The organism is Streptomyces sp. NPDC045956, assembly GCF_056430705.1.
The window spans coordinates 1-24,914 of record NZ_JBWKKZ010000013.1; the positions used below are offsets into that span (position 1 = coordinate 1).

General features: G+C 73.0%; 15 protein-coding genes. 2 read left to right on the forward strand and 13 right to left on the reverse strand.

Going from position 1 to position 24,914, the window contains the following annotated elements:
* The 4 genes from AC07FV_RS29115 to AC07FV_RS29130 all read right to left on the reverse strand — a co-directional run.
* On the reverse strand, positions 1-275 hold a 275-nt coding region (locus tag AC07FV_RS29115), incomplete at its 3' end, for a flavodoxin-dependent (E)-4-hydroxy-3-methylbut-2-enyl-diphosphate synthase (RefSeq protein ID WP_479090376.1).
* A gap of 233 nt (positions 276-508) precedes the next feature.
* Positions 509-1,801, reverse strand: coding sequence for a M50 family metallopeptidase (locus tag AC07FV_RS29120; protein WP_383645921.1), 1,293 nt, complete (start codon positions 1,799-1,801; stop codon positions 509-511).
* An 8-nt stretch (positions 1,802-1,809) separates the two neighbouring features.
* Positions 1,810-3,066, reverse strand: coding sequence for a 1-deoxy-D-xylulose-5-phosphate reductoisomerase (gene dxr / locus AC07FV_RS29125; protein ID WP_356612182.1), 1,257 nt, complete (start codon positions 3,064-3,066; stop codon positions 1,810-1,812).
* 460 nt (positions 3,067-3,526) lie between these two features.
* On the reverse strand, positions 3,527-5,473 hold the full coding sequence (locus AC07FV_RS29130; protein WP_479090378.1) for an acyl-CoA dehydrogenase family protein: 1,947 nt from the start codon (positions 5,471-5,473) through the stop codon (positions 3,527-3,529).
* Between the two features lie 325 nt (positions 5,474-5,798).
* Here AC07FV_RS29130 and AC07FV_RS29135 point away from each other — a divergent pair, with 325 nt between their 5' ends.
* Positions 5,799-6,812: a LacI family DNA-binding transcriptional regulator gene (locus tag AC07FV_RS29135; protein ID WP_479090379.1), complete on the forward strand. Its 1,014-nt coding sequence runs from the start codon at positions 5,799-5,801 to the stop codon at positions 6,810-6,812.
* A 96-nt stretch (positions 6,813-6,908) separates the two neighbouring features.
* Here AC07FV_RS29135 and AC07FV_RS29140 read toward each other — a convergent pair whose 3' ends face one another.
* Genes AC07FV_RS29140 through AC07FV_RS29165 form a run of 6 tightly spaced genes read right to left on the reverse strand, consistent with a single transcriptional unit; the run spans position 6,909 to position 15,596 of the window.
* A complete protein-coding gene (locus tag AC07FV_RS29140) occupies positions 6,909-7,616 on the reverse strand; it encodes a glycoside hydrolase family 12 protein (protein ID WP_479090380.1) in 708 nt (235 codons plus the stop codon).
* 35 nt (positions 7,617-7,651) lie between these two features.
* Positions 7,652-9,883: a glycosyl hydrolase family 95 catalytic domain-containing protein gene (locus AC07FV_RS29145; protein ID WP_479090381.1), complete on the reverse strand. Its 2,232-nt coding sequence runs from the start codon at positions 9,881-9,883 to the stop codon at positions 7,652-7,654.
* Positions 9,880-11,856: a beta-galactosidase gene (locus AC07FV_RS29150; protein WP_479090382.1), complete on the reverse strand. Its 1,977-nt coding sequence runs from the start codon at positions 11,854-11,856 to the stop codon at positions 9,880-9,882. Before AC07FV_RS29150 ends, AC07FV_RS29145 begins: the two co-directional genes overlap by 4 nt.
* Before the next feature lie 43 nt (positions 11,857-11,899).
* Complete coding sequence (locus tag AC07FV_RS29155; protein ID WP_383645631.1) at positions 11,900-12,847, reverse strand: carbohydrate ABC transporter permease; 948 nt, start codon at positions 12,845-12,847, stop codon at positions 11,900-11,902.
* Positions 12,844-13,881 carry an ABC transporter permease gene (locus tag AC07FV_RS29160; protein ID WP_479090383.1) on the reverse strand — a complete coding sequence of 346 codons (1,038 nt, stop codon included), beginning with the start codon at positions 13,879-13,881 and terminating at the stop codon, positions 12,844-12,846. The genes AC07FV_RS29155 and AC07FV_RS29160 overlap by 4 nt, the downstream gene beginning before the upstream one ends.
* Before the next feature lie 29 nt (positions 13,882-13,910).
* Positions 13,911-15,596 carry an extracellular solute-binding protein gene (locus AC07FV_RS29165; RefSeq protein WP_479090384.1) on the reverse strand — a complete coding sequence of 562 codons (1,686 nt, stop codon included), beginning with the start codon at positions 15,594-15,596 and terminating at the stop codon, positions 13,911-13,913.
* A gap of 391 nt (positions 15,597-15,987) precedes the next feature.
* On the opposite strand from AC07FV_RS29165, the gene AC07FV_RS29170 reads away from it, so the two are divergent.
* Complete coding sequence (locus AC07FV_RS29170) at positions 15,988-18,885, forward strand: glycoside hydrolase family 3 C-terminal domain-containing protein (RefSeq protein WP_479090385.1); 2,898 nt, start codon at positions 15,988-15,990, stop codon at positions 18,883-18,885.
* A 219-nt stretch (positions 18,886-19,104) separates the two neighbouring features.
* On the opposite strand, the gene AC07FV_RS29175 is transcribed toward AC07FV_RS29170, so the two are convergent.
* From AC07FV_RS29175 to AC07FV_RS29185, 3 genes are all read right to left on the reverse strand, one after another.
* Positions 19,105-20,550: an aldehyde dehydrogenase family protein gene (locus tag AC07FV_RS29175; RefSeq protein ID WP_479090386.1), complete on the reverse strand. Its 1,446-nt coding sequence runs from the start codon at positions 20,548-20,550 to the stop codon at positions 19,105-19,107.
* Positions 20,551-20,777: 227 nt separating this feature from the next.
* A complete protein-coding gene (locus AC07FV_RS29180; protein ID WP_479090387.1) occupies positions 20,778-22,481 on the reverse strand; it encodes a PucR family transcriptional regulator in 1,704 nt (567 codons plus the stop codon).
* Positions 22,482-22,635: 154 nt separating this feature from the next.
* Positions 22,636-24,759 carry an ATP-binding protein gene (locus AC07FV_RS29185; protein ID WP_479090388.1) on the reverse strand — a complete coding sequence of 708 codons (2,124 nt, stop codon included), beginning with the start codon at positions 24,757-24,759 and terminating at the stop codon, positions 22,636-22,638.
* Between the last annotated feature and the right edge of the window lie 155 nt (positions 24,760-24,914).

The following is a 24,914-nucleotide window of genomic DNA, read 5'->3' on the forward strand; positions in this document are numbered from 1 at the left end:
ACCGGGATCTGCGACTTCCTCGCGATCACCGGCAACGCGTCCGCGTCGTCCTGCGTGGGACAGGCCACCCGCACGATCTGACAGCCCGACGCCGTCAGCTCCGCGATCTGCTGCAACGTCGCACCGATGTCCGACGTACGGGTCGTGGTCATGGACTGGACCGACACGGGGGCATCGCCGCCCACCGCCACGGTCCCGACCTGGATCTGCCGGCTCTTGCGGCGCTCCGCGAGCCTGGTCGGAACGTCCGGCATGCCGAGAGAAATCGCAGTCATCTGCTGTGCAACCCCAAGTCGTGGATCAGGTCCGGCCCCGTTCAGCGGCGGGCTCCGGCCTTCGAGATTACGGCACCGACGTGAACGCCCGGCACGGGGCGTACGCGAGATACACCCTTTGGCGCCCTTCTGCCGGGCGGCCGGCGTGAAGCCCGACCCGGAAGGACATGCTCCAGGATCGGGCTCCTCGCCGGACCGCTCGAATGGTCCGGATCACCCGGACCGTCCTGGTATCAGCTGATACGTACCGGATTGACGACGTCCGCCACCAGCACCAGAAGGGTGAAGCAGACGAAGATGCCCGCCACCACGTAGGCCACCGGCATCAGCTTCGCCACGTCGAACGGGCCCGGGTCCGGGCGGCGCAGCACCTTGGCCGCGTTGCGGCGCAGCGACTCCCACAGCGCGCCCGCGATGTGGCCGCCGTCGAGCGGCAGCAGCGGGAGCATGTTGAACAGGAACAGGGAGAGGTTGAAGCCGGCCACCAGCATGACGAACATGGCCAGCTGCTGGGTGGGCGGGATGTCGAGGGTGGCGATCTCGCCGCCGACGCGGGCGGCGCCGACCACGCCCATCGGGGAGTCGGCCTCGCGGGGCCCGTCGCCGAAGGCCGCGTCCCACAGGGCGGGGATCTTGGCGGGCAGGGCGGCGAGGGAGTCGACGGCGTCGCCGATCCGGTCGCCCATCCAGGTCACGGACTGGCCGAAGTCCTGTTTCACCACGCCGGTGGCGGCGCTGAAGCCGAGGAAGCCGGCGGTGACGTACTCGCCCTCGACGATCTGCCCGTTCCCGTCCTTCTTGGCGACCTGGTTGGTGGCGATGGTCGCCTGGAGGGTGACCTCCTGGCCCCCGCGCTCGACGACGACCGGCACCTTGTCGCCGGGGTTGGCGCGGATCAGGTTGGACAGCTGGTCCCAGTCGTCGGTGCGCACGCCGTCGAAGGAGACGATCTTGTCGCCCGCCTTGAGGCCGGCCGCGGCGGCCGGGGAGGCCGGGTCGGACTTGGTGCAGTCGTCGCGGTTCTCCGTCTGGGAGATGACGCACTGGGAGACGGAGCTGACGGTGGTGGTCTGCTGCGAGATGCCGAAGCCCATCAGGACGATGAGGAACAGCACCACCGCGAGGATCAGGTTCATGAACGGGCCCGCGAACATCACGATGACCCGTTTCCAGGGCTTGCGTGTGTAGAACAGGCGCTTCTCGTCACCCGGCTGGAGTTCCTCGAAGGCGGCCGAGCGGGCGTCCTCGATCATGCCGCGCCAGGGCGAGGTGGAGCGGGCCTCCACCCGGCCGTCGGCGCCGGGCGGGAACATGCCGATCATGCGGATGTAGCCGCCGAACGGGATGGCCTTGACGCCGTACTCGGTCTCGCCCCTCTTCCGCGAGAAGAGCGTCGGCCCGAAGCCGACCATGTACTGGGGCACGCGGATGCCGAAGAGCTTGGCCGTGGACAGGTGCCCCAGCTCGTGCCAGGCGATGGAGAACAGCAGGCCGACCGCGAAGAGGACTATGCCGAGGATGAACATCAGGGTCGTCATGCACGGGCCTCCGCCGTCTGTGCCGCCAGTTCCCGGGCCCGGGTGCGCGCCCAGGTCTCCGCTTCGAGGACGTCCGCGACGGTGAGCGAGGTTCCCGTACGGGGGGTGCCGTGCTCCTCGACCACCCGCGTGACGGTCTCCATGATCCCGAGATACGGCAGCGCGCCGCGGCGGAACGCCTCGACGCACTCCTCGTTGGCGGCATTGAACACCGCCGGGGCCGTGCCCGCGAGCTCCCCGACGTGCCGGGCGAGGTTCACCGAGGGGAAGGCCTCGTTGTCCAGCGGGAAGAACTCCCAGGTCGAGGCCTTGCTCCAGTCGAAGGTCGGGGCGGCGTCCGGGACCCGCTCGGGCCAGCCGAGGCCGATGGCGATGGGCCCCCGCATGTCGGGGGGCGTCGCCTGGGCCAGGGTCGATCCGTCCGTGAACTCCACCATCGAGTGGACATACGACTGCGGGTGCACGACCACCTCAATGCGGTCGAAGGGAATGTCGTAGAGGAGGTGGGCCTCGATCACCTCCAGGCCCTTGTTGACGAGGGTCGCGGAGTTGATCGTGATCACCGGGCCCATGGCCCAGGTGGGGTGGGCGAGGGCGTCCTCGACGGTGACGCCCGCCAGCTGCTCCCTGGTCCGGCCCCGGAACGGGCCGCCGGAGGCGGTGACGACCAGCTTGCGCACGTCGGCGCGGGTGCCGGCGGCCAGCGCCTGGAAGAGAGCGGCGTGCTCGGAGTCGACCGGGATGATCTGCCCGGGCTTGGCGAGGGCCTTGACCAGCGGGCCGCCGACGATGAGCGACTCCTTGTTGGCGAGCGCCAGCGTGCGGCCCGCCTCCAGGGCGGCCAGGGTCGGGGCGAGCCCGATGGAGCCGGTGATGCCGTTGAGGACGGTGTGGCAGTCGGAGGCGGCGACCCGGGTGGCCGCGTCGGGTCCGGCGAGGATCTCGGGGAGCGGCTCCCCACTGCCGTACCGGGCGCCCAGCGCCTCGCGCAGCGCGGGGACGACGTCCTCGCGGGCGACGGCGACGGTCCGCGCCCCCAGCCGGTGCGCCTGCTCGGCGAGGAGGGCGACCCGGCCGCCGTTGGCGGACAGGGCGGTGACCCGGAAACGGTCCGGGTTGCGCAGCACGAGGTCGATGGCCTGGGTCCCGATCGACCCGGTGGACCCGAGGATCACCACGTCCTTCGGGCCGTCGCCCGCCACCGGGTCGTACACGAGGTGGGGGTCGGCGAGTGGGGCTGGACTGTCGCTCATCCCCCCATTGTTGCCGCAACCGCCCGCCGCGAGGACAGCGCGTCCCTCGCACGGGTGTCACGAGGTCCCGGCGGGTGGACCGCGGAGGTGTCCCCGGCCGGGGCACCGGCGTCCCCGCCCGGGCGCACCGGCGCTCCGGGGCGGGCGCGGGGGTGTTCCCCGCCGGACGCGGTCGGGCTCCCGGCCGGGCGGCGGGCGCAGCCGGGCGGCGGGCGCAGCCGGGCGGCGGGACGCAACCGGGCGGCGGGACGCAACCGGGCGGCGGGACGCAGCCGGGCGGCGGGGCGCAGCCGGGCGGCGGGCGCGGCCGGGTGAGGGAGCGCCCGCCGGCCCTCGGGAGCGGCCGAGGCCGCCGGGTCCGCCCCCGGCCGGGAGACCGCTCCCCCGGCCGCCCGCCCGGGGCGCGCGCGGGTTCCGGGCGGGGGTGCGGTGGGCCCGGCGCCGCGCCGCCGGGCGGGGTTCACCTGACGGGGCGGTGCACGTTCGCCCGCTGCGAGGCGCCCGGGGAGGCGTCGGCGATCCACGGGCCGTCGCCGGACGGGTCGACGATCCCCTGCTCCAGCCACTCGTAGGCGCCGCCCAGCACGCCCTTGACGACCTTGCGGTCGAGGTCGTCGGTGTTGCTCCACAGGCGGCCGAACAGCTCCTCGACGCGGATCCGGGCCTGGCGGCAGAAGGCGTCGGCGAGCTGGTAGGACTCGCGGCCGTGCTCGCCCCGGGTGCGCAGGTGCTCGGCGCGGACACAGGCGGCGCTCATCGCGAACAGCTCCGCGCCGATGTCGACGACCCGGCCGAGGAAGCCCTGCTTGGTCTCCATCCGGCCCTGCCAGCGGGACATGGCGTAGAAGGTGGAGCGGGCGAGCTTGCGGGCGGTGCGCTCGACGTAGCGCAGGTGCCCGGAGAGGTCGGGATGGCCCGACGGGTGGAAGTCGGCGTAGGCACGCGGGAGCTGGCCGGGCCCCGCGACGAGTTTCGGCAGCCACTTGGCGTAGAAGACGCCCGCCTGTGCGCCCGCGCGTGCCTTGTCCGACAGCGTCTTCTCGGGGTCGATCAGGTCGCCCGCGACCGAGAGGTGGGCGTCGACGGCCTCCCGCGCGATCAGCAGGTGCATGATCTCGGTGGAGCCCTCGAAGATCCGGTTGATGCGCAGGTCGCGCAGGATCTGCTCGGCCGGCACCGCGCGCTCGCCGCGGGCTTCGAGGGAGGCGGCCGTCTCGAAGCCGCGGCCGCCGCGGATCTGGACCAGGTGGTCGGCCATCAGGCAGGCCATCTCGGAGCCGTAGAGCTTGGCGAGGGCGGCCTCGATGCGGATGTCGTTGCGGTCCTCGTCGGCCATCTGGGAGGAGAGGTCCAGGACCGCCTCCAGGGCGAAGGTCGTCGCCGCGATGAAGGCGATCTTCGAGCCGACCGCCTCGTGCAGCGCGACCGGCTTGCCCCACTGCTCGCGCACCGCCGACCATTCGCGGGCGATCTTCAGGCACCACTTGCCGGCGCCCACGCACATCGCGGGGAGCGAGAGGCGACCGGTGTTCAGGGTGGTCAGGGCGATCTTCAGCCCGGCACCCTCGGCGCCGATGCGGTGCGCGGCCGGGACGCGCACCCGGTGGAAGCGGGTGACGCCGTTCTCCAGACCGCGCAGGCCCATGAAGGCGTTGCGGTTCTCGACCGTGACGCCCTCGGACGCGGCCTCCACGACGAAGGCGGTGATGCCGCCCTTGTGGCCCTCGGACTTCGGGACGCGGGCCATGACGACGAGCAGGTCGGCGACGACACCGTTGGTCGTCCACAGCTTCACCCCGTCGAGGACGTAGTCGTCCCCGTCGGGCACGGCGGTGGTCGCCAGGCGGGCCGGGTCCGAGCCGACGTCCGGCTCGGTCAGCAGGAACGCCGAGATGTCGGTGCGGGCGCACCGCGGCAGGAACGTGTCCTTCTGCTCCTGGGTGCCGAACATCTTCAGGGGCTGGGGCACGCCGATCGACTGGTGGGCGGAGAGCAGCGCGCCGATCGCGGGGTTCGCGGACCCGACCAGGGCGAGGGCCTTGTTGTAGTAGACCTGGGTGAGGCCGAGGCCGCCGTACTTGGTGTCGATCTTCATGCCGAGGGCGCCGAGCTCCTTCAGCCCGGTGATCACCTCGTCCGGGATGCGCGCGTCGCGCTCGATCACGGAGCCGTCGATCTTCGTCTCGCAGAAGTCGCGCAGTTTGGCGAGGAACTCCTCGCCGCGCTGGACGTCCTCGTCGGCGGGGAGCGGGTGGGGGTGGAGCAGGTCGAGGCGGAAGCGACCGAGGAACAGCTCCTTGGCGAAGCTGGGCTTGCGCCAGTCCTGTTCCCGGGCCGCCTCGGCGACCTGTCGGGCCTCGCGTTCGGTGACGGTGGGTCGGGAGGAGGGGGTGGTGGGGGCGGACATGAGTCTCACCTCGCCGCGAATCGGCATCGGGGGGAAGCACGTCCACCAAGATCGCCGGAGGCGTGCCGCGCGGCCTTGCGGACGTACGTGACTTACTGGTCGGTGCTACCCGATCGTATTTACCCGAGAGCGGGCGGCCCCACCACCCTTCGTGCGGCCGTTCGGCCGAAGCCCCGCAGGGAGCATCCCGGAGAAAACGGGCAGTCGAAGCGCTTCGACTGCCTATGGACACTCCACCCGCCCGGGCGCTAGTGTCGGACCACCCTCGCTCGTCCCCGCATCTCTCGCGCGCTGTCGAAGCGCTTCACATCACTTGGAGAGCCGGATGGTCACCCTCGCCGAGGTCGCCCAGCACGCAGGAGTCTCGGCCAGCACGGTGAGCTATGTCCTCAGCGGCAAGCGGTCCATCTCCACCACCACCCGGCAGCGGGTCGAGGAGAGCATCCGCAAGCTCGGCTACCATCCGAACGCCGGCGCCCGCGCCCTGGCCAGCAGCAGGTCGAACATCATCGCGCTGATGATCCCACTGCGCACGGACATGTACGTGCCGGTGATGATGGAGATCGCCATCGCGGTCGCCACCAGCGCGCGGACCCACGGGTACGACATCCTGCTGCTCACCGGCGAGGAGGGCCCCGACGCGGTGCGCCGCGTCACCGGCAGCGGACTCGCCGACGCGATGATCCTGATGGACGTCGAACTGGACGACGAGCGGCTCCCCCTGCTGCGGGGCACGAACCAGCCGTCCGTCCTGATCGGGCTGCCCGCCGACACCGAGGGGCTCACCTGCGTCGACTTGGACTTCCGGGCGACCGGCGCGCTGTGCGTGGAGCACCTGGCGGGGCTGGGGCACCACGACATCGCCGTCATCGGCGAGGCTCCCGGGGTCTACGAACGGCACACCGGCTTCGCCGAGCGCACCCTCGACGGGCTGCGCACGCGCGCGCGGGAGCTGGGACTGCGGCTGCTGCACCGTCCCTGCGAGGGCGGGTACGACGCGATGGCCGCGACCCTCGCCCGGATCTTCGACGAGCGTCCCGGCACCACGGGCTTCGTCGTCCAGAACGAGGCGGCCGTCGAGCCGCTGCTCGCCCTGCTCCGCCAGCAGGGCCGTGCGGTGCCCGAGGACGTGTCGGTGGTGGCGGTCTGCCCGGAGCAGGTCGCCACCCAGGCCTCGGTGCGGCTCACGTCGGTCGCCGTGCCCGCGCAGGACATGGGCCGGCACGCGGTGGAGCAGCTGCTCGCCAAGCTGGGCGGACGCGGGAGCGACGAGGTCGTGCTGCTCGCGCCGGAGCTGACCGTCCGGGCCAGCTCCGGCCCGGCGCCCGTAAGGCCGTAGGGTCCCTCGTTCCCCGGCCCGGCGGACACGGGCCGGGCCCGCGGCGGAGTGGAGGGGCCGGTCCCGGGCGGGACCGGCCCCTCGCCGCGTGCCGGGTCAGCCGCCGCTGACCGTCAGGTTGTTGGTGCGGAAGTCCAGGCCGCCGGCGGACGAGGTGATCTCGTAGCCGAACTGCACGTCGCCGATGGTCTCGTTGCCCATCCAGCCCTTGGTGTCCTTGATCCACTTCAGGACGGGGAGGATGTTCACCGTGCCGGAGTTCGAGTCCGAGGTGCGCAGGAACGAGAAGACCTCGTTGGCCCCGTTGTTCCCCTTGTAGACGTTCCAGGTGTGGCCGCCGAGGGTGGCCGTCCCCTGCGGGCTGCCGAGCGGGCCCACGGCGCCGTTGTGGTTGACCCAGAGCATGATCTCGTAGTCGTAGTCCGTGTCCCAGATGTCGTACGACGTGTTGTAGGCGCCGGACGACGGGACGGTGACGTTGTAGCTGCTGGTGAGCGAGGTGATGGAGGTGATCGGCTTGTTGATCACCTTCTTGGAGTTCGGGTAGGACTTGATGCCGCCGGTGTTCGGGTGGTCGGCCCAGACGCCCCAGTTGGTACCGGAGTTGGCCCACACGCACTGGGCGCCGGCGCCGGAGCCCCAGATGTTGTTGTAGAGGGTGTAGCCGTTCAGGTTCGTGTTGCCCCACTGGTCGCAGGAGTTCCAGACGGCGGCCTGGGCGGGGGCGGCGGCGACGCCGACGGTGACGCCGAGCGCGAGGACGGGGGCGAGCAGCGCGGTCAGGGTGCGGGTGCGTGGTGCCATGGGGGTTCCTTCCATGGGTGGGGGGAGGTGCGGGGCTACCGCGCCACGGCAGGCATGCCGGCGATGCCGAGGGCGCGGTCCTCTCCGGCGACCAGGTCGAGCGGTTCGGCGCCGGAGGAGGTCCGGAGTTCGACGCGGACGGTGCGGCCGGGGCGCAGGAGCGCTCGCGCCGTCCCGTCGGGCGTCCAGGCGAGGTCGAGTTCGGCTCCGAAGCGGGTGCGTACGCCTCGGATCTCGCCCCGCGGGCAGGACGCGGGGAGGGCGGGCAGCAGGACCAGCCGGTCCGGTGTGGACTGCACGAGCATCTCGATGAGCACGGCCGGGAGCGTGTGCGCGGCGTCCGCGTTGTAGACGTCGCGGTGGGGGTAGTGCGCGCTCATCAGGGAGGGGTGGAAGTAGTCGCCGTCGAGGACGCGGGCGAGGCAGTGGGCGACCCGTCCGGCGTCCCGGAGGCGGGCCGCGACCAGGGCGTGGTGGAGGTGCCCGTGGGCGGAGTCGTTCTCCGCGCCGCGTAGTTCGAGGGCGCGGCGGGCGGCCTCGGCGAGACGGGGGGTGTCGTACGGGTTGATCTCGTCGAGCGGCCACACCCCGTAGAGGTGGCTCAGGTGGCGGTGGTCGTAGGTGTCGTCCAAGCCGGGCCGCGCCCATTCGGCGAGGGCTCCGTCGGCGTTGGTCCGGTGGGGCGGGAGGCGGTCGGCCAGAGTCCGCCAGCGGTCGGCGTGCTCGGGATGGCGGTCGGCCGCGGTCAGCAGGGCGTGCCGGGCGGCGGAGAGGTCCATGGCCGCGTCGAGGGTGCCCCAGCCGGCGTTGGCGGGGCGGTTCTCGGGCGAGTAGGAGGGGACGACCGCCAGCCGGCCGCTGTCGTCGGTGCGGGTGAGGAAGTCCTCGTAGAAGAGGGCGACTTCAGCGAGGGCGGCGGTGGTGCGGGGGTCGCGGGCGCCGCGGGTCTCGTCGTGGTCCACTAGGGGCTTGAGCAGCCAGTCGGCGCCCGCCGTCCACAGGTGGAGCGGGTACTCGCGGCTGAAGTGGTAGGTGTGCCCGGACTCGCCGTCGGTGTGCGAGGGCGCCACGACACCCCGGGCGCCGAAGATCGCTCGGGCGTTGTCGCGCCAGTCGGGGAGCTGGCGGTGGACCAGGGCCGCGTGGGCCTCGGTGACCTCGGGCAGGGCGGCGGCCGCGGCGGACGCGGTCTGGAGGTTCAGGTTGGCGTTGGTGGTGAACGCCCCGGACCAGGCGGTGTTCCAGTCGCCGGTCCACAGGCCGGTCAGCCGGGGCGGGAGCAGGCCGCTGGCGGAGAGCAGGTGGTAGCGGCCGGCGGCGAAGAGGCGCTCCAGCAGGGCCGGGCCGCCGGCGCGCTCCAGCAGGGCCGAGCCCGGCAGGGCGCGCTCCGCGGGGTCCGCGTCGAGGTCGAGGGTGACGCGGTCGTAGGCGGTGCGGTGCAGGGCGAGGTGCCGGTCGAGGAGTCCGTCGTACGACGCCGCGTCCGGCAGCTCGCGCAGGGCGCGGCCCTCGGCGGCCACGTCCAGCTCGCCGGTGTGGCGGCGCACCCGGGTGAGGAGCAGTACCTCCGTGGCGCCCTCGACCAGGACGCCCGGCGGGACCAGCCGGGTGGTGCCGCCGGTGACGGCGACCAGGGTGACGCCGGTGTAGGCGAGGTCGCTGCCGGGGTAGTGCGCCCGCAGGCTGAGCAGGGCGCCCTCCGGGGTGCGGACCGCGCCCTGGCCGACGGCGAGCCCGGCGGGTGCGCCGGGGAGGCGGGGGTCGAGGGAGAGGTCGAGGGTGACGTGCGGGGCGGTGAGGCGCTGGACGATCACGTCGTCGGCGCGGGAGACGAAGACGCGGCTGGTCCAGGTGGAGTGCGTGGCGGTGGTCTCGCCGGTGGTGAAGTCGACGGAGCGGCGGTAGGCGGCGCGGACGTCGCCGGGCGGTCTGTTCAGGCGCAGCTGGAAGGCCGGGTGGAAGGAGCGCACCCATTGCAGCGGGCGGCCGTCGGTGAAGTCCTCGGCGGCGGTGGCGTCCCCGGCGAGCAGGCGGTCCTGGAGGGCCGGCAGGTCGGCGGCGAGCCGGGGTGGGCGGCGGAACGCGTCGTCGCCGTCCGGGCGGACGAGGGTGTGGTGGGTGACCACGACCCGGTCGGCGTTCGGATCGCCGAACACGAGGGCTCCGTGGTGGCCGTTGCCGCTGAGGAAGGCGTCCTCCCACCGGGTAGCGGGCTTCGGCTCCCAGGTGCCGTGCACGGGCCCGTCGGCCGGGCGGGTGCCGGTCATGAGGCGGACTCCGCGAGGACCGCGGCGCCGTACCGGCCGAGGGTGAGCCGGTCGGTGACGGTCGCGTCGGTCAGCAGGTCGCGGTGGGTGCCCGGGACGTCGACGGTGACCGGCTCGCGGCCGTGGTGGAGGAGATAGAGCAGGTCACCGCGGCGTACGGCCTCGACCTGCGCGGGGAGGCCGTCGAGCACGGGACGGACGCCCGCCTCGGCGGCGGCCCGGGTGAGCAGCCCGCGCAGCGCCTCGGGCTCCGGCAGCGTCGACAGGTACCAGGCCCTGCCCTTGCGCAGCACGGCCGGCATGCCGTCCAGCTCGCCGCCCCGGTAGGGGACGGTTTCGGTGGCGGTGCCGTCGGGTTCGATCTCCTCGGACCACAGGGTGCCGCGGAAGCCGTCGCAGGCGGCCGGCTCGTCGGCCTCCAGGGGCCACCACTCGTGCAGGGTGCGGATGCCGAAGAGGGCGCGCAGCCGGGCGTCCATGCCGCCGGGTCTGATCCGGTCGTCCTCGTCGGCGACGCCGGTGAGGAAGCCGCAGACGAGGGTGCCGCCGTCGCGGACGTAGGCGAGGAGGTTGTCGATCGCCGCGTCGGTGAGGGCGTAGAGCTGGGGCACGACGACCGCCTTGTACGGGCTCAGGTCGTGCTCCGGGTGGGCGAAGTCGGTGGTGAGGTGGGCCTCCCAGAGGGCCCGGTGCCACGCGTGGAGGACGTCGGGGTAGTCGAAGCGGGTGGAGGGCCGGGCCTCCTGGGCGCCGGCCCACCAGGCGTGCCAGTCGTGCAGGACGGCGATGCCGGCGGTGACGCGGGTGCCCGCGGTGTGCGGGCCGAGCCGGGCGAGGTCGGCGCCGAGCCGCTTGACCTCCTGGTACGTGCGTCCCTGCGGGCCCGCGTGGCCGAGCATCCCGGAGTGGAACTTCTCCGCGCCCTGCCGGGACTGGCGCCACTGGAAGTAGCAGACGGCGTCGGCGCCGCGGGCCACGGCCTGAAGGGACCACAGGCGGTTGAGGCCGCGCGGCTTGGGGTGGTTCACCGCACGCCAGTTGACGGGTCCGGCGGCCTGCTCCATGAGCATCCACGGGCCCCGTGCCTGGGATCGGGTCATGTCCTGCACCAGGGCGCCGTGCTGTGCGCCGAGCGGGTCGCGCGGGTCGGGGTAGAGGTCGACGGAGACCACGTCCTCCTCCTCGGCCCAGCGCCAGGCGTCCTGGCCGAACCACAGCGGCATGAAGTTGGTGGTCACCGGCAGGTGCGGGGTGTGGCGGCGGACGATGTCGCGTTCGGCGACGTAGCACTCCAGGAGCATGTCCGAGGTGAAGCGCCGGAAGTCGAGCACCTGGGTGGGGTTCTTCAGGTAGTGGGCGCGACGGGGCGGGGCGACCTCCTCCCAGTCGCCGTAGCCCTGGCTCCAGAAGGCGGTGCCCCAGGCGGTGTTGAGGGCGTCGAGGGTGCCGTACCGGTCGCGGAGCCAGCGGCGGAAGCGGGTGGCGGCCTCGTCCCCGTGGTCGGAGGTGCAGTACTCGTTGTTGATGTGCCACATCGTGAGCGCGGGGTGGTCCGCGTACCGGGCGGCCAGGGCCTCGGTGACGGCTGCCGCGTGCCGGCGGTAGGTGGTGCTGGAGTGGGAGAAGTGCTGTCGGCCGCCCCACCACTCGGTGCGGCCGTCCTCGTCGCGGGGCAGGGTGTCCGGGTGGAGGTGGCCCAGCCAGGGCGGGGGCGAGGCGGTGGGGGTGGCGAGGACGACCCCGATGCCGTGCGTGTGCAGCAGGTCCGTCAGGCGGTCCAGCCAGCCGAACTCGTAGGCTCCGGGGCGCGGTTCGAGCTTCGACCAGGAGAAGACGCCGAGGGTGACGGAGTTGACGCCGGCGTCCTTCATCAGGCGGACGTCCTCGTGCCAGGTCTCCTCGGGCCACTGCTCGGGGTTGTAGTCGCCGCCGTAGAGGATGCGGTGGCGGGTGGTGTCCGACAGGTTCGGCATCGGCTGGGCTCTCTGCTTGCGGGGGGCAGGGTGGTCGGGAGGGTCAGCCCTTGACGGCCCCCGTGAGCATCCCCTTCTTGAAGTGGCGCTGGACGAAGGGCGAGAGCACGGCCACCGGCAGCAGCGCCATCACCATCACGGCCATCTGCACGGCGAGGCCGGACAGTTCCCCGGTCTTGATCGCCTGGCCGAGGCCGACCGGTGCCTCCTGCTTCTGCACGAGCTGGATCATGACGTTCTGCAGCGGCATCATGTCCTGGTCGTTCAGGTACAGGGAGGCGTTGAACCAGGCGCTCCAGTAGCCGACGGCGTAGAACAGCGTGATCACGGCGAGGACGGCGCGGGACAGCGGCATGACGATCCGCCACAGGATGCGGAAGTCCCCGGCGCCGTCGATGCGGGCGCTGTCGATCAGCTCCTGGGAGATGCCCATGAAGAAGCCGCGCAGGACCAGGATGTTGAAGACGCTGATCGCGCTCGGCAGGATCAGTGCGAGATAGCTGTCCGTCAGCCCCAGCGACTGCACCAGCAGGTAGGTGGGGATGAGGCCGGCGCTGAAGAACATGGTGGCCAGCAGCAGCATCAGGATCCAGCGGTGGCCCAGTGAGCCGGTGCGGGACAGGCCGTAGGCGCACAGCACGGACACCGTCATCGAGAAGGCGGTGCCGACGAGGGTGATGCCGACGCTGACGAGCGCGGCGCGGGTGACCTGGCCGCCGCTGAGCAGTTCCTGGTAGGCGACGAAGGTGATGTCCTTGGGGATCATCACCAGGCCGCCGGCCTCGTCGATGGTCCCGCGCGAGGACAGGCTGGTGACGATGACGATCCACAGCGGGAAGACGATCGCCAGGCAGGCCAGGCCCAGCACCAGGCCCTTGCCGGCGACGCCGGCCGTGCTGGGCTTCTCCTCCCACACCGGCCGGGGCGGGGCCGCCCAGCGGCCCGGCTTCCGCGAAGGCTGCCGGACGTCCTTGTCGATGACGGTGGTCACTTCTTGTACACCCCCTGTTCGCCCATCAGATGGGCCACCTTGTTCGCGGCGAGCACCAGGCCCAGGCTGATGACGCCCTTGACGAGGCCGGCGGCGGCCGCGTAGCCGAAGTCCTGGTTGCGCACGCCGTTCCACCACACGAAGGTGTCGAGGACCTCGGCCGCGCCGGGTCCGACGTAGTCCCGTTGCAGCAGGATCTGTTCGAAGCCGACGGTGAGGGCGTCGCCGACGCGCAGCACCAGCAGCAGGGCGATCACCGGGCGCAGCGCCGGCAGGGTGACGTGCCACATGCGGCGCCAGCGGCCCGCGCCGTCCATCGCGGCGGCCTCGTACAGGTCGTGGTTGACCGAGGCGAGCGCGGCGAGGAAGACGATGATCCCCCAGCCGGCGTCCTTCCACACGCTCTGCGCGGTGATCAGGAAGGCGAAGGTGTCCGGGTTGGTCATGATGTTCAGACCGTCGTACCCGTTCTCCCGCAGCAGCTGGGAGAGGATGCCGGCGCCGCCGAAGAGCTGCTGGAAGACGGCGACGACCAGCACCCAGGAGAAGAAGTGCGGCAGGTACAGGATCGCCTGCGACACGGCCCGCACCCGGGGCCTGACCACACTGTTGATGAGCAGCGCGAGCAGGATCGGGACCGGGAAGTAGAGGACGAGCTGGAGGACGAAGAGGACCAGTGTGTTCTGGACCGCGTTCCAGAAGGCGGAGTCCTCGAAGATCCGCTGGAAGTTCTCCAGGCCGACCCAGGGGCTGTTCAGGATGGAGACGATCCCGTTGTCGCTGAGGTAGGGGTCGTACTCCTGGAAGGCGACGACGTTGCCCAGGATCGGCAGGTAGTTGAAGAGCAGGACCAGCAGCACGGCGGGCAGCGTCATCAGCAGCAGCACGCGGTCGCGTCTGAGTCTGAGCCCGAGCTTCAGCTTCCCGGACGGCGTCTTCCGCGTCCGGGGGCCGGTGGCGCCGTCGGACGCCACCGGGGTCTTCTCCGTCGTATCGGCCTCGGCCCTGCTCCGAGGCACCGTGCTGTGCGACACGGCCGTTCTCCTCGCCTCGTCCGCGCCGGTCAGCTCGCCGCCGAGCCGTTCTCGTCGAGCAGCTTCTGGTACCAGTCGCGGAGCTTGTCGCCGCCCTTGCTGCGCCACTCGGAGACGGCCTGCTGGACGTCGCTCATCTTCTTGCGGCCGCGGACGAAGTCGTCCTCGAGCTGCTCGAAGTCGTTGGAGAGGTTGGTGTAGCGGGCGGGCTCGGTGATCTGCATGCCGTAGAACGCGGACTTCCTGGTGAAGGCGCCCATCCGCTGCTGCCACTCGACCTGGCCCTTGCCGACCTCGGGGAAGTCGGGACGGGCCATGGTCGCGGCGGGGCTCGCGATCATCACGTAGGCGTTCATCACGTCGATGTTGCCCTGGTCGGTCTTGGTGGGGACGCCGTCCTCGACCTTGTAATGGGTGCCCTCCACGCCGTAGTTGGTCGCCATGTACTCCTTGGTGCCGTACGGCGCCGCGGTGACGTTGGCGACGGCCAGCACGTCACGGATCACCGACTCCGAGGCCTTCTTGTTGACGAAGGCGAAGATGCTCGCCGGGTTCTTGGCCCACAGCGTCGGGGCGCCGCCGTCGTGGCCGAAGATGTCCATGCCCCAGATCTTGAACTCGGGGTTCTGCGTGGCCTGTTCGGCGGTGCGGCTCCACCACTGCGAGATGTCCTGGTTGTAGACGAGGAACTCGCCGGCGGCGAACTTGGGCCCCGGGTCCTGGGCGCTGCTCTTGCCCAGTTCGGCGTCCGGGTGGACGACGCCGGCGGCGAACAGCTTGCGGGTCCACTCCAGCGCCTCGAGGTACTCGTCGGTCTCGATGCGGTAGACCAGCTTGCCGTCGACCTCGTTCCAGCCGAGCGACTTCTCCTCGCCGGAGAGCACTCCGAAGGAGTAGAAGGCGGTCCACTTCATGTCCAGGCAGGCCCAGCGCCTGGCCTTGGCGTTGGTGGCCTCCTTGGCCAGTGCCATGAACTCGTCGGCGGAGGTGGGGACTTCGTACCCCTCCTTCTCGAAGATGTCCTGGCGGTAGAGGGGCACGTTGTTGGGCACGTACGAGGACGGCATCGGCAGGCCGCGCAGCTTGCCGCCGAAGATGCACCGCTGCCAGGCGTCGGTGGGGATCGCGGCGAGGTTGGGGAAGTCCTTGACCGCGTCACCGGAGAGGTAGGGGCCCAGGTCGGCGAACTTGCCGATGATGGCGCTGGGTATCTTGCCGGTCATGTTCCAGCCGGGCACGACCACCACGTCGGGCACCTCGCTGGAGGCGAGGACCGCGCCGAGCTTCTGGTCGTAGGTGTTGCCGTCCTGGTTCTGCCAGGCCACGTCGACGCCGATGAGGTCGTTCATCGCCTTGTAGTAGGCGTTGCCGTCCTTCGGCGGGGACCCCCAGAACGGCGACATGACGGTGACCCGGCCGCCCTTGCCGAGCTTCTCGGGCACCGAGGTCTTCAGGCCCGCCAGGTCCAGCTTGCTGGTGAAACCGACCGCGGAACCGTTCTTGCTCGGGATGTCGGGGGCGACCACGTTGCTGGCCACGTAGGCCGGCAGCAGCTTCTTCGCGTCCTTGGCGGACGTGGTGCCGTCGCGCGAGCCGCCGTCGGATCCGCCGCAGGCGGAGAGCAGCGGCATGCCTCCGGCCACCGCTGCGGTGGCGACCGCCGTGGAGGCGAGGAACTTTCTCCGGCTGGGGCCGGAGGCGGCGTTCGGCGTCATTGCGTCAACCCTTCGTGGCGCACCAGGACACCCGGCGGTGGCCGTCGGCTGCGGTGTCTCGAGTGGAACTGGCTGAGCTGAAGCGGTCGTCGGAGGTGTGCCCGGTCTCCGTCGCACCTCACGGCACGTGCGGGAGTGCGGGCCTCGGCGTCGAAGCGCTTCGATGTTGCAGCGAGGTTAAGTGAACGCCTGAGGGTGCACAAGAGTCGATGCCGTAATTCCTCGGAGGTGTGCGCGGGACGGGTCCGGCCTAACCGGCTCATATAGCACGCCGGTTGTGGCGAGAAGTCGGAGGCGGTGCCGGGCCGTGTCTTGACACCCGACCCCGTGGGGACTGAGCATCGAAGCGCTTCGAAAGCGTCCGGCCGCTCCACCGCAAGGGGATCCCCACGTGACCGCATCCACGCCGCCCGCGCCCGCATTCCGTGATCCGCGCCTGCCGTTCGCGAAGCGCGTCGACGACCTGCTTGCGCGGCTCACGCTCGACGAGAAGACCGCGTTCCTGCACCAGTTCGCGCCCGCCGTCGAGCGGCTCGGTGTCGCCGCCTTCCGCACCGGTCAGGAGGCGCTGCACGGCGTCGCCTGGATGGGCCCGGCGACCGTGTTCCCGCAGGCCGTGGGGCTCGGCGCCACGTGGAACGAGGACCTGGTGCGCCGGGTGGGCGAGGCGGTGTCCCGGGAGGCCAGGGCGATGCGCGCCCGCGACGATCGCGTCGGCCTCAACGTCTGGTCCCCGACGGTGAACCTGCTGCGCCACCCCCTGTGGGGCCGCAACGAGGAGGGCTACTCCGAGGACCCGAGGCTCACCTCCGCCATCGCCACCGCCTACACCCGCGGCCTGCGCGGCGGACATCCGACGTACTGGCGCACCGCGCCCGTCCTCAAGCACTGGCTCGCGCACAACAACGAGACCGACCGGGACACGTCCTCGGCGTCCGTCCGCCCGCGCGTCCTGCACGAGTACGACCTGCGCGCGTTCCGCGAGACGGTCGAGGCGGGCGCGGTGGCCGGGGTGATGCCGGCCTACAACCTGGTCAACGGCCGCCCCAACCACGTCTCCCCGTACCTCGACCGGCAGCTGCGCACCTGGACGCGGGACGACCTCCTGGTCTGCTCGGACGCGGGCGCACCCTCCAACCTGGTCGACTCCGAGCACTACTTCGACACCCACGAGGAGGCGACGGCCGCCGCGCTGCGGGCCGGGGTGGACAGCTTCACCGACCACGGCACGGACTCCTCGAAGATCGTCGCGCGGGTCCGAGGCGCCCTGGAGCAGGGCCTGCTGACCGAGGACGACGTCGACGCGGCCGTGCGCCGCCAGCTGTCGGTCCGGTTCCGGCTCGGCGAGTTCGACCCGGAGCACGACCCGCACGCCGTCACCACCGCCGAGGACGTCGCCGCCGCGTTCGACACGCCGGCCCACCGGGAGCTGGCGCGGGAGGCGGCGGAGCAGGCCGTGGTCCTGCTGAAGAACGACGGTGTGCTGCCGCTGGCCCCCGACGCCCGGATCGCCGTCGTCGGTCTGCTCGCCGACGAGTGCAAGCTCGACTGGTACAGCGGCACGCTCATCCACCGCTCCACGCCGCTGGAGGGCGTGTACGAGCGGTTCGGCGCCGAGCGCGTGAGCTTCGCGGAGGGTGTGGACCGGGTCCGGCTGAGGACCGCCGCCGGTACGTTCCTGCACGTCCTCCCGTCGGACGGCGCCGCGGACCGGGCGGCCGGCGCCGAGGGCGCGCTCGACCCGGCCCTGCTGGCCGGCCGCACCGACCTGCCGCCGCTGACCACCGACGCCACCGGCACCGAACTGGCCCTGGTGGACTGGGGGGACGGTCTGCTCACCCTGCGGGCCCCCGACGGCCGGTACCTCTCCGTCGCCGAGGACGGCTACGTGCGCGCCTCCGCCGACCAGCCCGGCGGCTGGGTCGTGCAGGAGACCTTCCGGCTGGAACCGCACGGGGACGGGCACCTCCTGAGGCACACGGGAACGGGTGGTCACGTCCGTGTCGCCGCCGACGGCGTGAAGGTTGCCGCGCCGGACGCCTCCGCCTCCTCCGCCACCGCCTCCTCAGCCGCCGACGCCCCGGAGGTCTTCGGGCTGGTCGTCACCGAGCGCGGCGAGGACGCGGTGGCGCGGGCCGCGGCCGAGGCGGACGTGGTCGTGGTGGTGGCGGGCAACGACCCGCACATCAACGGGCGGGAGACCGAGGACCGTACGACGCTGCGGCTCCCCGACCACCAGGAGCGGCTGCTGCGCGCGGCCCGCGCCGCCAACCCGGAGACGGTGCTGGCTCTGACCTCCGCCTACCCGTACGCGGTCGACGCACAGGCGCTGCCCGCGGTGCTGTGGACCGCGCACGGCGGCCAGGCGGCCGGCACCGCGCTGGCCCGGGTGCTGGCCGGAGACGTCTCCCCGGCCGGGCGGCTGCCGCAGACCTGGTACGCGGACGACGCCGACCTGCCCGGTCTCCTCGACTACGACGTGATCGGCAGCCGCCAGACCTACCTGTACTTCGAGGGCACCCCGCTGTTCCCCTTCGGGCACGGTCTGTCGTACGCGTCCTTCGCCTACGCGGACCTGTCGGCGCGGGCGGAGGCCGGGAGGGTGTCGGTGTCCTTCACCGTCACCAACACCGGGGACGTCACCGCCGACGAGGTGCCCCAGCTCTACGTCCGCGCCGAGGACCCGTCGGTCCCCCGTCCGCGCCGCGAGCTGCTGGCCCACCGCCGGATCACCCTCGCCCCGGGCGCCACGGCGGACGTGTCCTTCGACGTCCCGTCGTCCGCGCTCGCCTTCTGGGACGTGGCGCCGGACCGGTGGCGGCTGGAGCCGGGACCGTACGCCCTGCTGGTGGGCGCCTCCTGCGAGGACGTGCGCCTGTCGGCGACCGTGACCCTGGACGGCGAGCCCACCGCGCCGCGCCCGGTGCGCGCACGGGGGCTGGCGGCGGCCGGCTTCGACGAGCAGAGCGGCACGGAGATCGTCGACCTGACGAAGACGACAGGCGACGCGGTGACGCCCGTGGACGGACGCACGGGCGAACTGCTCTACCGGGCCTGCGACTTCGGCGCCGGGGTCAGCGGGGTGACGGTGAGCGTGGCGGGCGCAGGCACCGTAGAGATCACCCTCGACGGCGGCCCGGCACCGGTGCTGCTCTCCCCCGACAAGCCCACCCCGGGTCCGTACGCCTACACGGAGCTGCGCGCCGCGCTGGCCGCCGAGGGCGTGCACGACCTCCGCATCAGACTGCGCGGCTCTCTGCGGCTCGCGCACGTCGGCTTCTCCGGTTGAGGGTCCGGAGCGAGCCGGCACGAGGGGGCCGGGCACCGGCATCGACCGGCGCCCGGCCCCGACTCGTCCCCCTGGGCCCTCGGGGTCCCGCCTCGGAGAGTCGCCGTTCCCACCGCGCGGCCTGAGGAAGCACCGGGTGGGGCGGCGGATCGGCCCGCGGACGGGCGACGGCCCGAGCCCCCGCACAGTGGGCTCGGGCCGACAGCCCCTGGGGGTGGGTCAGAGGGCGAGGCCCGTCAGGACCAGCACCCGCTCGTAGGTGTAGTCGTCCATCGCGAACCTCACGCCCTCACGGCCCACGCCGGACTGCTTGGCGCCGCCGTACGGCATCTGGTCCGCGCGGTAGGACGGCACGTCGCCGATGACGACGCCGCCGACCTCCAGCGCGCGGTGGGCACGGAAGGCGGCCTGGAGGTCGTGGGTGAAGACACCCGCCTGGAGGCCGTACTTGGAGTCGTTGACCGCGTCGAACGCCTCGGTCTCGCCGTTCACCTTCTGCACGCTGAGGACGGGTCCGAAGACCTCCTCGCAGGCGAGGGTGGTGTCCGCCGGGAGGTCGGTGAGGACGGTCGGCGCGTAGGAGGCGCCGTCCCGCTTGCCGCCGGTGTGCAGGGTGGCGCCGGCCTCGACGGCCTCCCGCACCCACGCCTCGACGCGCTCGGCGGCGGCCTCGCTGACCAGCGGCCCGACGTCCGTGGCGTCGTCGTTCGGGTCGCCGGTGACCTGGGCCTCGACGGCGGCGACGATGCGGGGCAGCAGGCGGTCGTAGACGGCGGCGTCGGCGATCACGCGCTGCACCGAGATGCAGGACTGGCCGCCCTGGTAGTTGGAGAAGGTCGCGATGCGGGTCGCGGCCCGGTCCAGGTCCTCGTCGCTCGCCCAGTCGCCGAGGACGACGGCCGCGCCGTTGCCGCCCAGCTCCAGGGTGCAGTGCTTGCGGGGCACCGAGTCCATGATCGCGTAACCGACCGTCTCGGAGCCGGTGAAGGAGATGACCGGCAGGCGCTCGTCCTGGACGAGGGCGGGCATCTTGTCGTTGGGCACCGGCAGGATGCTCCAGGAGCCGGCGGGCAGCTCGGTCTCGGCGAGCAGTTCACCGAGGACCAGGCCGGACAGGGGGGTGGCGGGCGCCGGCTTGAGGATGATGGGCGCGCCGGCGGCGATCGCGGGGGCGATCTTGTGCGCGCACAGGTTGAGCGGGAAGTTGAACGGCGCGATACCGAGCACGACGCCCTTGGGGAAGCGGCGGGTGAGGGCGAGCCGCCCCTGGCCGCCGGCGTCGGTGTCCAGGCGCTGCGCCTCGCCGCCGTTGAACCGGCGGGCCTCCTCGGCCGCGAAGCGGAAGACGGACACCGCGCGGCCCACCTCGCCGCGGGCCCACTTGATCGGCTTGCCGTTCTCGGCGGAGATCAGGCGGGCGATCTCCTCGGTGCGCTCGACCAGGCGCCGGCTGACGTGGTCCAGGGCGGCGGCGCGGACGTGGGCGGGGGTGGCGGCGAACTCGTCCCGTACGGCGTACGCGGCGGCCACGGCCTCCTCGACCTGGGCGTCGGTCGGCAGGCTCACCGTGCCCACCTGGCTGCCGTCCCAGGGGGACGTGACGTCGAAGCCGGACTCGCCGGTGGCCTGGCGGCCGGCGAGCCAGAAGGCGTGGGTGGAAGTCATGTCGAGTCCCGGCCCTTCCGCGTTGGGTGTGAGTACGTGACGGGGGTGCGGGGTCCACGGTAGGGCGGCAGGCGGCGGGGGGCGCTTGTCCGGCGTGTAGTGGTGGGAAGGGGTTGTTCGACGCAGCGGCCAGGTGGGGCGGGAGGAGCCGGGCGGACGGCGGGGCGGCAGGGGCAGGGCGCAGTGGTGGGGTGGGGCGGAGGATGGTGGACCCGGCGGCCCCGTCCTCACCCGCCGGACGGGCTGTTCTCCGTCGACGTCGCCTTCAGGGCCAGCCACAGCTCCATCCGTACGTCCGGGTCGTCCAGGGAGCGGCCGAGGATCTCCTCGACGCGGCGCATGCGGTAGCGCAGGGTGTGGCGGTGGACGCCGAGGTCGGCCGCGGCCGCGTCCCACTGGCCGTGGCGGGAGAGCCAGGCACGCAGGGAGGCCACCAGGTCGCCCCGGCCGGTGGCGTCGTGGTCCCGCAGGGCGCGCAGCAGGCCGTCGGCGAAGGCGCGGACCGCGTCGTCGGCGAGGAGCGGCAGGACCGATCCGGCGGCCAGGTGCTCGTGTTCCACGCAGACCCGCCCGCGCCGCCGGGCCACCGACAGGGCCTGCTCGGCCTGCTTGTACGCGGCGGAGGCGGCGATCGGCCCGGAGGGCGCCGACAGACCGACGACCAGGCCCTCCTCGTCACCGCCCGCCCTCGGCTCGGGCGCCGGACGGGCGGTCTCCAGCGCCGCGGCGTACTCGGTGCAGGCGGCGACGGCCGCGCCCCCGTCCACGGCGAGCACCACCAGCCGCTCGCCCTCGGGGACGACGAGCACCGCCTCGCCGGACCGGGCCGCCGCCGACTCCACGACCTCGGCGAGCGCGCCGAGCGGGTCGCCGTCGGTGTCGGCGGCGGCCAGCGCGGCGGCGGAGGGCTTGGGCGGGGCGGCCGGCACGCGCGCGTGCGAGCCGGCGTGCGCCCGCGCGGCGGACGCGGACGCCGACTCGGCGACGACGATCCGGAAGGGCGCGTCCAGCAGAGCGCCGTACAGGTCCCCGGCGACCGTGCGCGCGTGGTCCGGTTCGCCGGCCAGCAGCATGCGCAGCACGGCCTCGTCGATGCGCTGTTCGGCCTCGTGCAGGGAGCGCGAGCGCTCCGTGGTGAGGGTCAGCAGGGCGATGGCGGAGTGCACGGCGTAGCGCTCGGCGGTGCCGAGGGCGGCGGCGGTGCCGACGGCGAGGGCCGAGCGCGGGCGGCGGGAGGTGCCGAGGGAGTGGAGTTCGACCCGGTCGGCGTTCTCGGCGTGCTCCGCGCCCTCGGCACCGCCGACGACCGAGGAGGCAGGAGCGGGGCGCTCCCGCAGCCGCTGGACGTCCCCGGTGAGCCGCGCGGCCCTGCGGCCCGCCCAGTCGGGTGCCGCGGCGACCACGGCGCCCGAGGCGTCGTACAGCGCCGCCCAGCCGTCGACCTGCGTGGCGAGCGCGGCCAGCAGCCCTTCGGGACCGCCGGACAGGGCCTGCCTGGTCAGCTCTCGCTGGGCCGCGAAGCCCGCGGTGACCGCCCGGTACTGGTCGGCGGCGATCGCGGCGGACACGGCCTTGCTGATGGCGAGGAACGGGGTGCGGCGCGGCACCTCCAGCAGCGGCAGCCCCTCCTGCCGGGCCGCCTCGACCAGCGGCTCGGGGATGTCGTCGTAGTTGACCCCGACGGCGAATCCGAGTCCGACCACGCCGGCGCCGGCCAGGCGCTTCACGTACCGGTGCATCACCGCGGGGTCCTCGGCGTCCAGCTTCAACGCGGTGATCAGCAGCAGCTCGCCGCCCTCCATGTAGGGCACAGGGTCGGCGAGTTCGCTGACGTGCGCCCAGCGCACCGGCACGTCGAGGCGGTCCTCCCCCGCCCGCACGGTCAGCTTGAGCGCGGAGTGGTGGACGAGCGAGGCGAGCGTGGGTGGCATGGGGCCTGGGCCTTCGGATCTGCGTGCGGTGCGGGCGGTGCCTGCGGTGTGAGACAACCGTGATCTTTTGGCCGCCGCGTATGAACGACCTGTGTCGATTCTGCCTCACTGTACGGTCAGAGGCGTCCGCTCCGGCCGGACCGTCCGCGGTGGGTCACCCGCGCAGGTCCACCAGGAGCGGCGGCGCGTGCTCCCCCTTGACGGAGGTCAGCGACAGCACGGCGTGTCCCGCGGGCACGGCGTGCGCCAGCTCGGACGCGGACCAGCGCTCCCGCTCGACCTGCCGCACGGTCACCGCCCGCGCGGTGGGCGCCTTCCCGGTGATCACCCGGCGCAGCATGTGCACGGCCTTGCCCGCCGGCGTCTCGGCGATGATCTGCCGGTCGGTGACGTCCGTGGCGTCGGTCCACTCCTTGCCCCACACCGCGGCGAAGTCCTGCCCGTCCCAGGGGGTGAGCCCGGCCAGTGCCATCCGGCACCCGACGGACCCGAGCAGCGGCCCGCGCAAGGGACGCGGCACGTCGTCCAGCGTGCGCAGGGTCAGGACGACCCCGGCGCCCGCGGAGCGCAGCCGCTGGACGCCCCGTACCGCCTCGGGCGTGATCACGCCGCTCGCGTCGTCCAGCACCAGGCAGGCGAAGAGCGACCGGTCCTCGCGCACCGGGACGCTCGCCGTGAACTGGGCCAGGATCAGGCGCGCCAGGATGCGGGAGGCGTCGGCGTGCCCGCGTTCGGGCAGGTCGATGCGGACCCGTACGGGATGGTCGAGGGCCTTGAGCGAGAACGGCCGGGTCTGCCCCGAGGTGTCGAAGAAGGGGGCGAAGGCGGGCCGGTCCAGCAGGGCCACCCGGTCGGCGAGCACGCCGCCCACGTCCCCGGGGTGCGTCATCTGCCGCTCGCGCGCGTCCAGCTCGCGCAGCAGGGACGCGTGCCCGGCCGCCCGCAGCCCCTCACGCAGGGCGGCCAGCGGGCCGGGCGTGCCGTCGAGCAGCTGCCGCAGCTCCGGTACGCCGGGGAAGCGCCCGTGCACCGCGTGGAACGGGCCCAGGAGCTGGGCGAGGACCGTCGTGGAGCGGCGGGTGTCGCCGCCCGCGTGCGCGTCGGTGAGGTCCCCGACCAGGGCTTCCGCGAGGACGGCCGCGGCCTCGTCCGGGTCGGTGGTGCCGCCGTACAGGTCGAGGTCGTACACCGAGTCCGGGTGGCCGATCCGTACGACGACGTCGTAGGCGTCGGCCGGGCCGAGGGGGGCGCCCGCGGCGCCGACCACGACGACGGCGGCCCGTCCGGCCAGCGCGTGCAGGCACAGCGACTCGGTGAGCGGGCGCACGACGCTGCCGGTCTTGCCGGAGCCCGCCGGTCCGACGGCGAGCAGGGAGGTGCCGAGCAGGCCGGGGTCGAGGGCCAGGCCGGTGCCCCGGTAGGCGTAGGGGTTGCGGGCGTCGTCGGCGGTCGTCCCGAGCCGTACCTGTCCGGTGACCAGGTCGTGCCGGGCCTGCCGGAGGGGCAGGTCGCGGGCGCCGGAGGGGTGCGGGCAGGCGCCGGCGCCGTGGCCGAGCACCGCGCCGGTGAAGGAGGCGAGGCTGTGCCGGCCGCCGAGGACGCCCTGCCACGCGCGGCTGATGCGGGCGTGGTCGACGTCGCGCATGAGCCCCTGGCGCGCCTCGGCGGCGAGCCGTTCGGCGGCGTCGTGGGCACCGGCGGCGCGCAGCGCGGGCCAGTCGGCGGGGTCCTCGGCGGCCTGGGGCTGCGGCTCCCGCGCCTCGGGGCGCCGCAGCCGGGGCTTCACGAAACGGCGCCAGACCTCGTCCCAGCGGCCCAGCCGCCCGACCCCGACCATGATCGCGAGGACCACGAGCAGGGTGTAGCCGTCCCAGACGAGGAGGTTGACGACCTGGCTGTCGCTGGTGCGCCAGGAGTCCGGGGTGAGCAGTTCCAGGGGGAGGATCCACCAGCCGCCCAGGTAGCCGTTGGCCAGGAGCGACCAGATGAGCCACCCGACGAGGAACGCGATCAGGGCGCCGGTCAGCAGCTGCCTGCTGGGCATCTGCTCCGGCTCCTGCGCCGACCGCGGCCGGTGCCCGAACCGCCACACGCCGGGCAGCGCCTCGGGGCGGGGGGTCCGCAGCCACGCCACGAAGGCGGAGCCGTCCGGCAGGGGCGGGGCGCCCGGCGGCGCCGGGGGGCGCGGCGGCACCGACGGCACCTCGGGAGGCCCCGCCGGACGCGGCACAGGATTCGCATGCGTACCCCGCGCGTCCCGCATCCCGTCGCTGTCCATCGCCCTTGCCCCCTGACCAGCCGCTCCGTCCACCATCAGCGAGCCAATCTAACGCCCTCCCAGGGGGAGTTCACCGTTTACGCGGCCGGGCCCGCGTGGACGTGTCCGGATGCCGCCGCGCGGACCACCTGTCCACCACGGACAACCGACGTTCC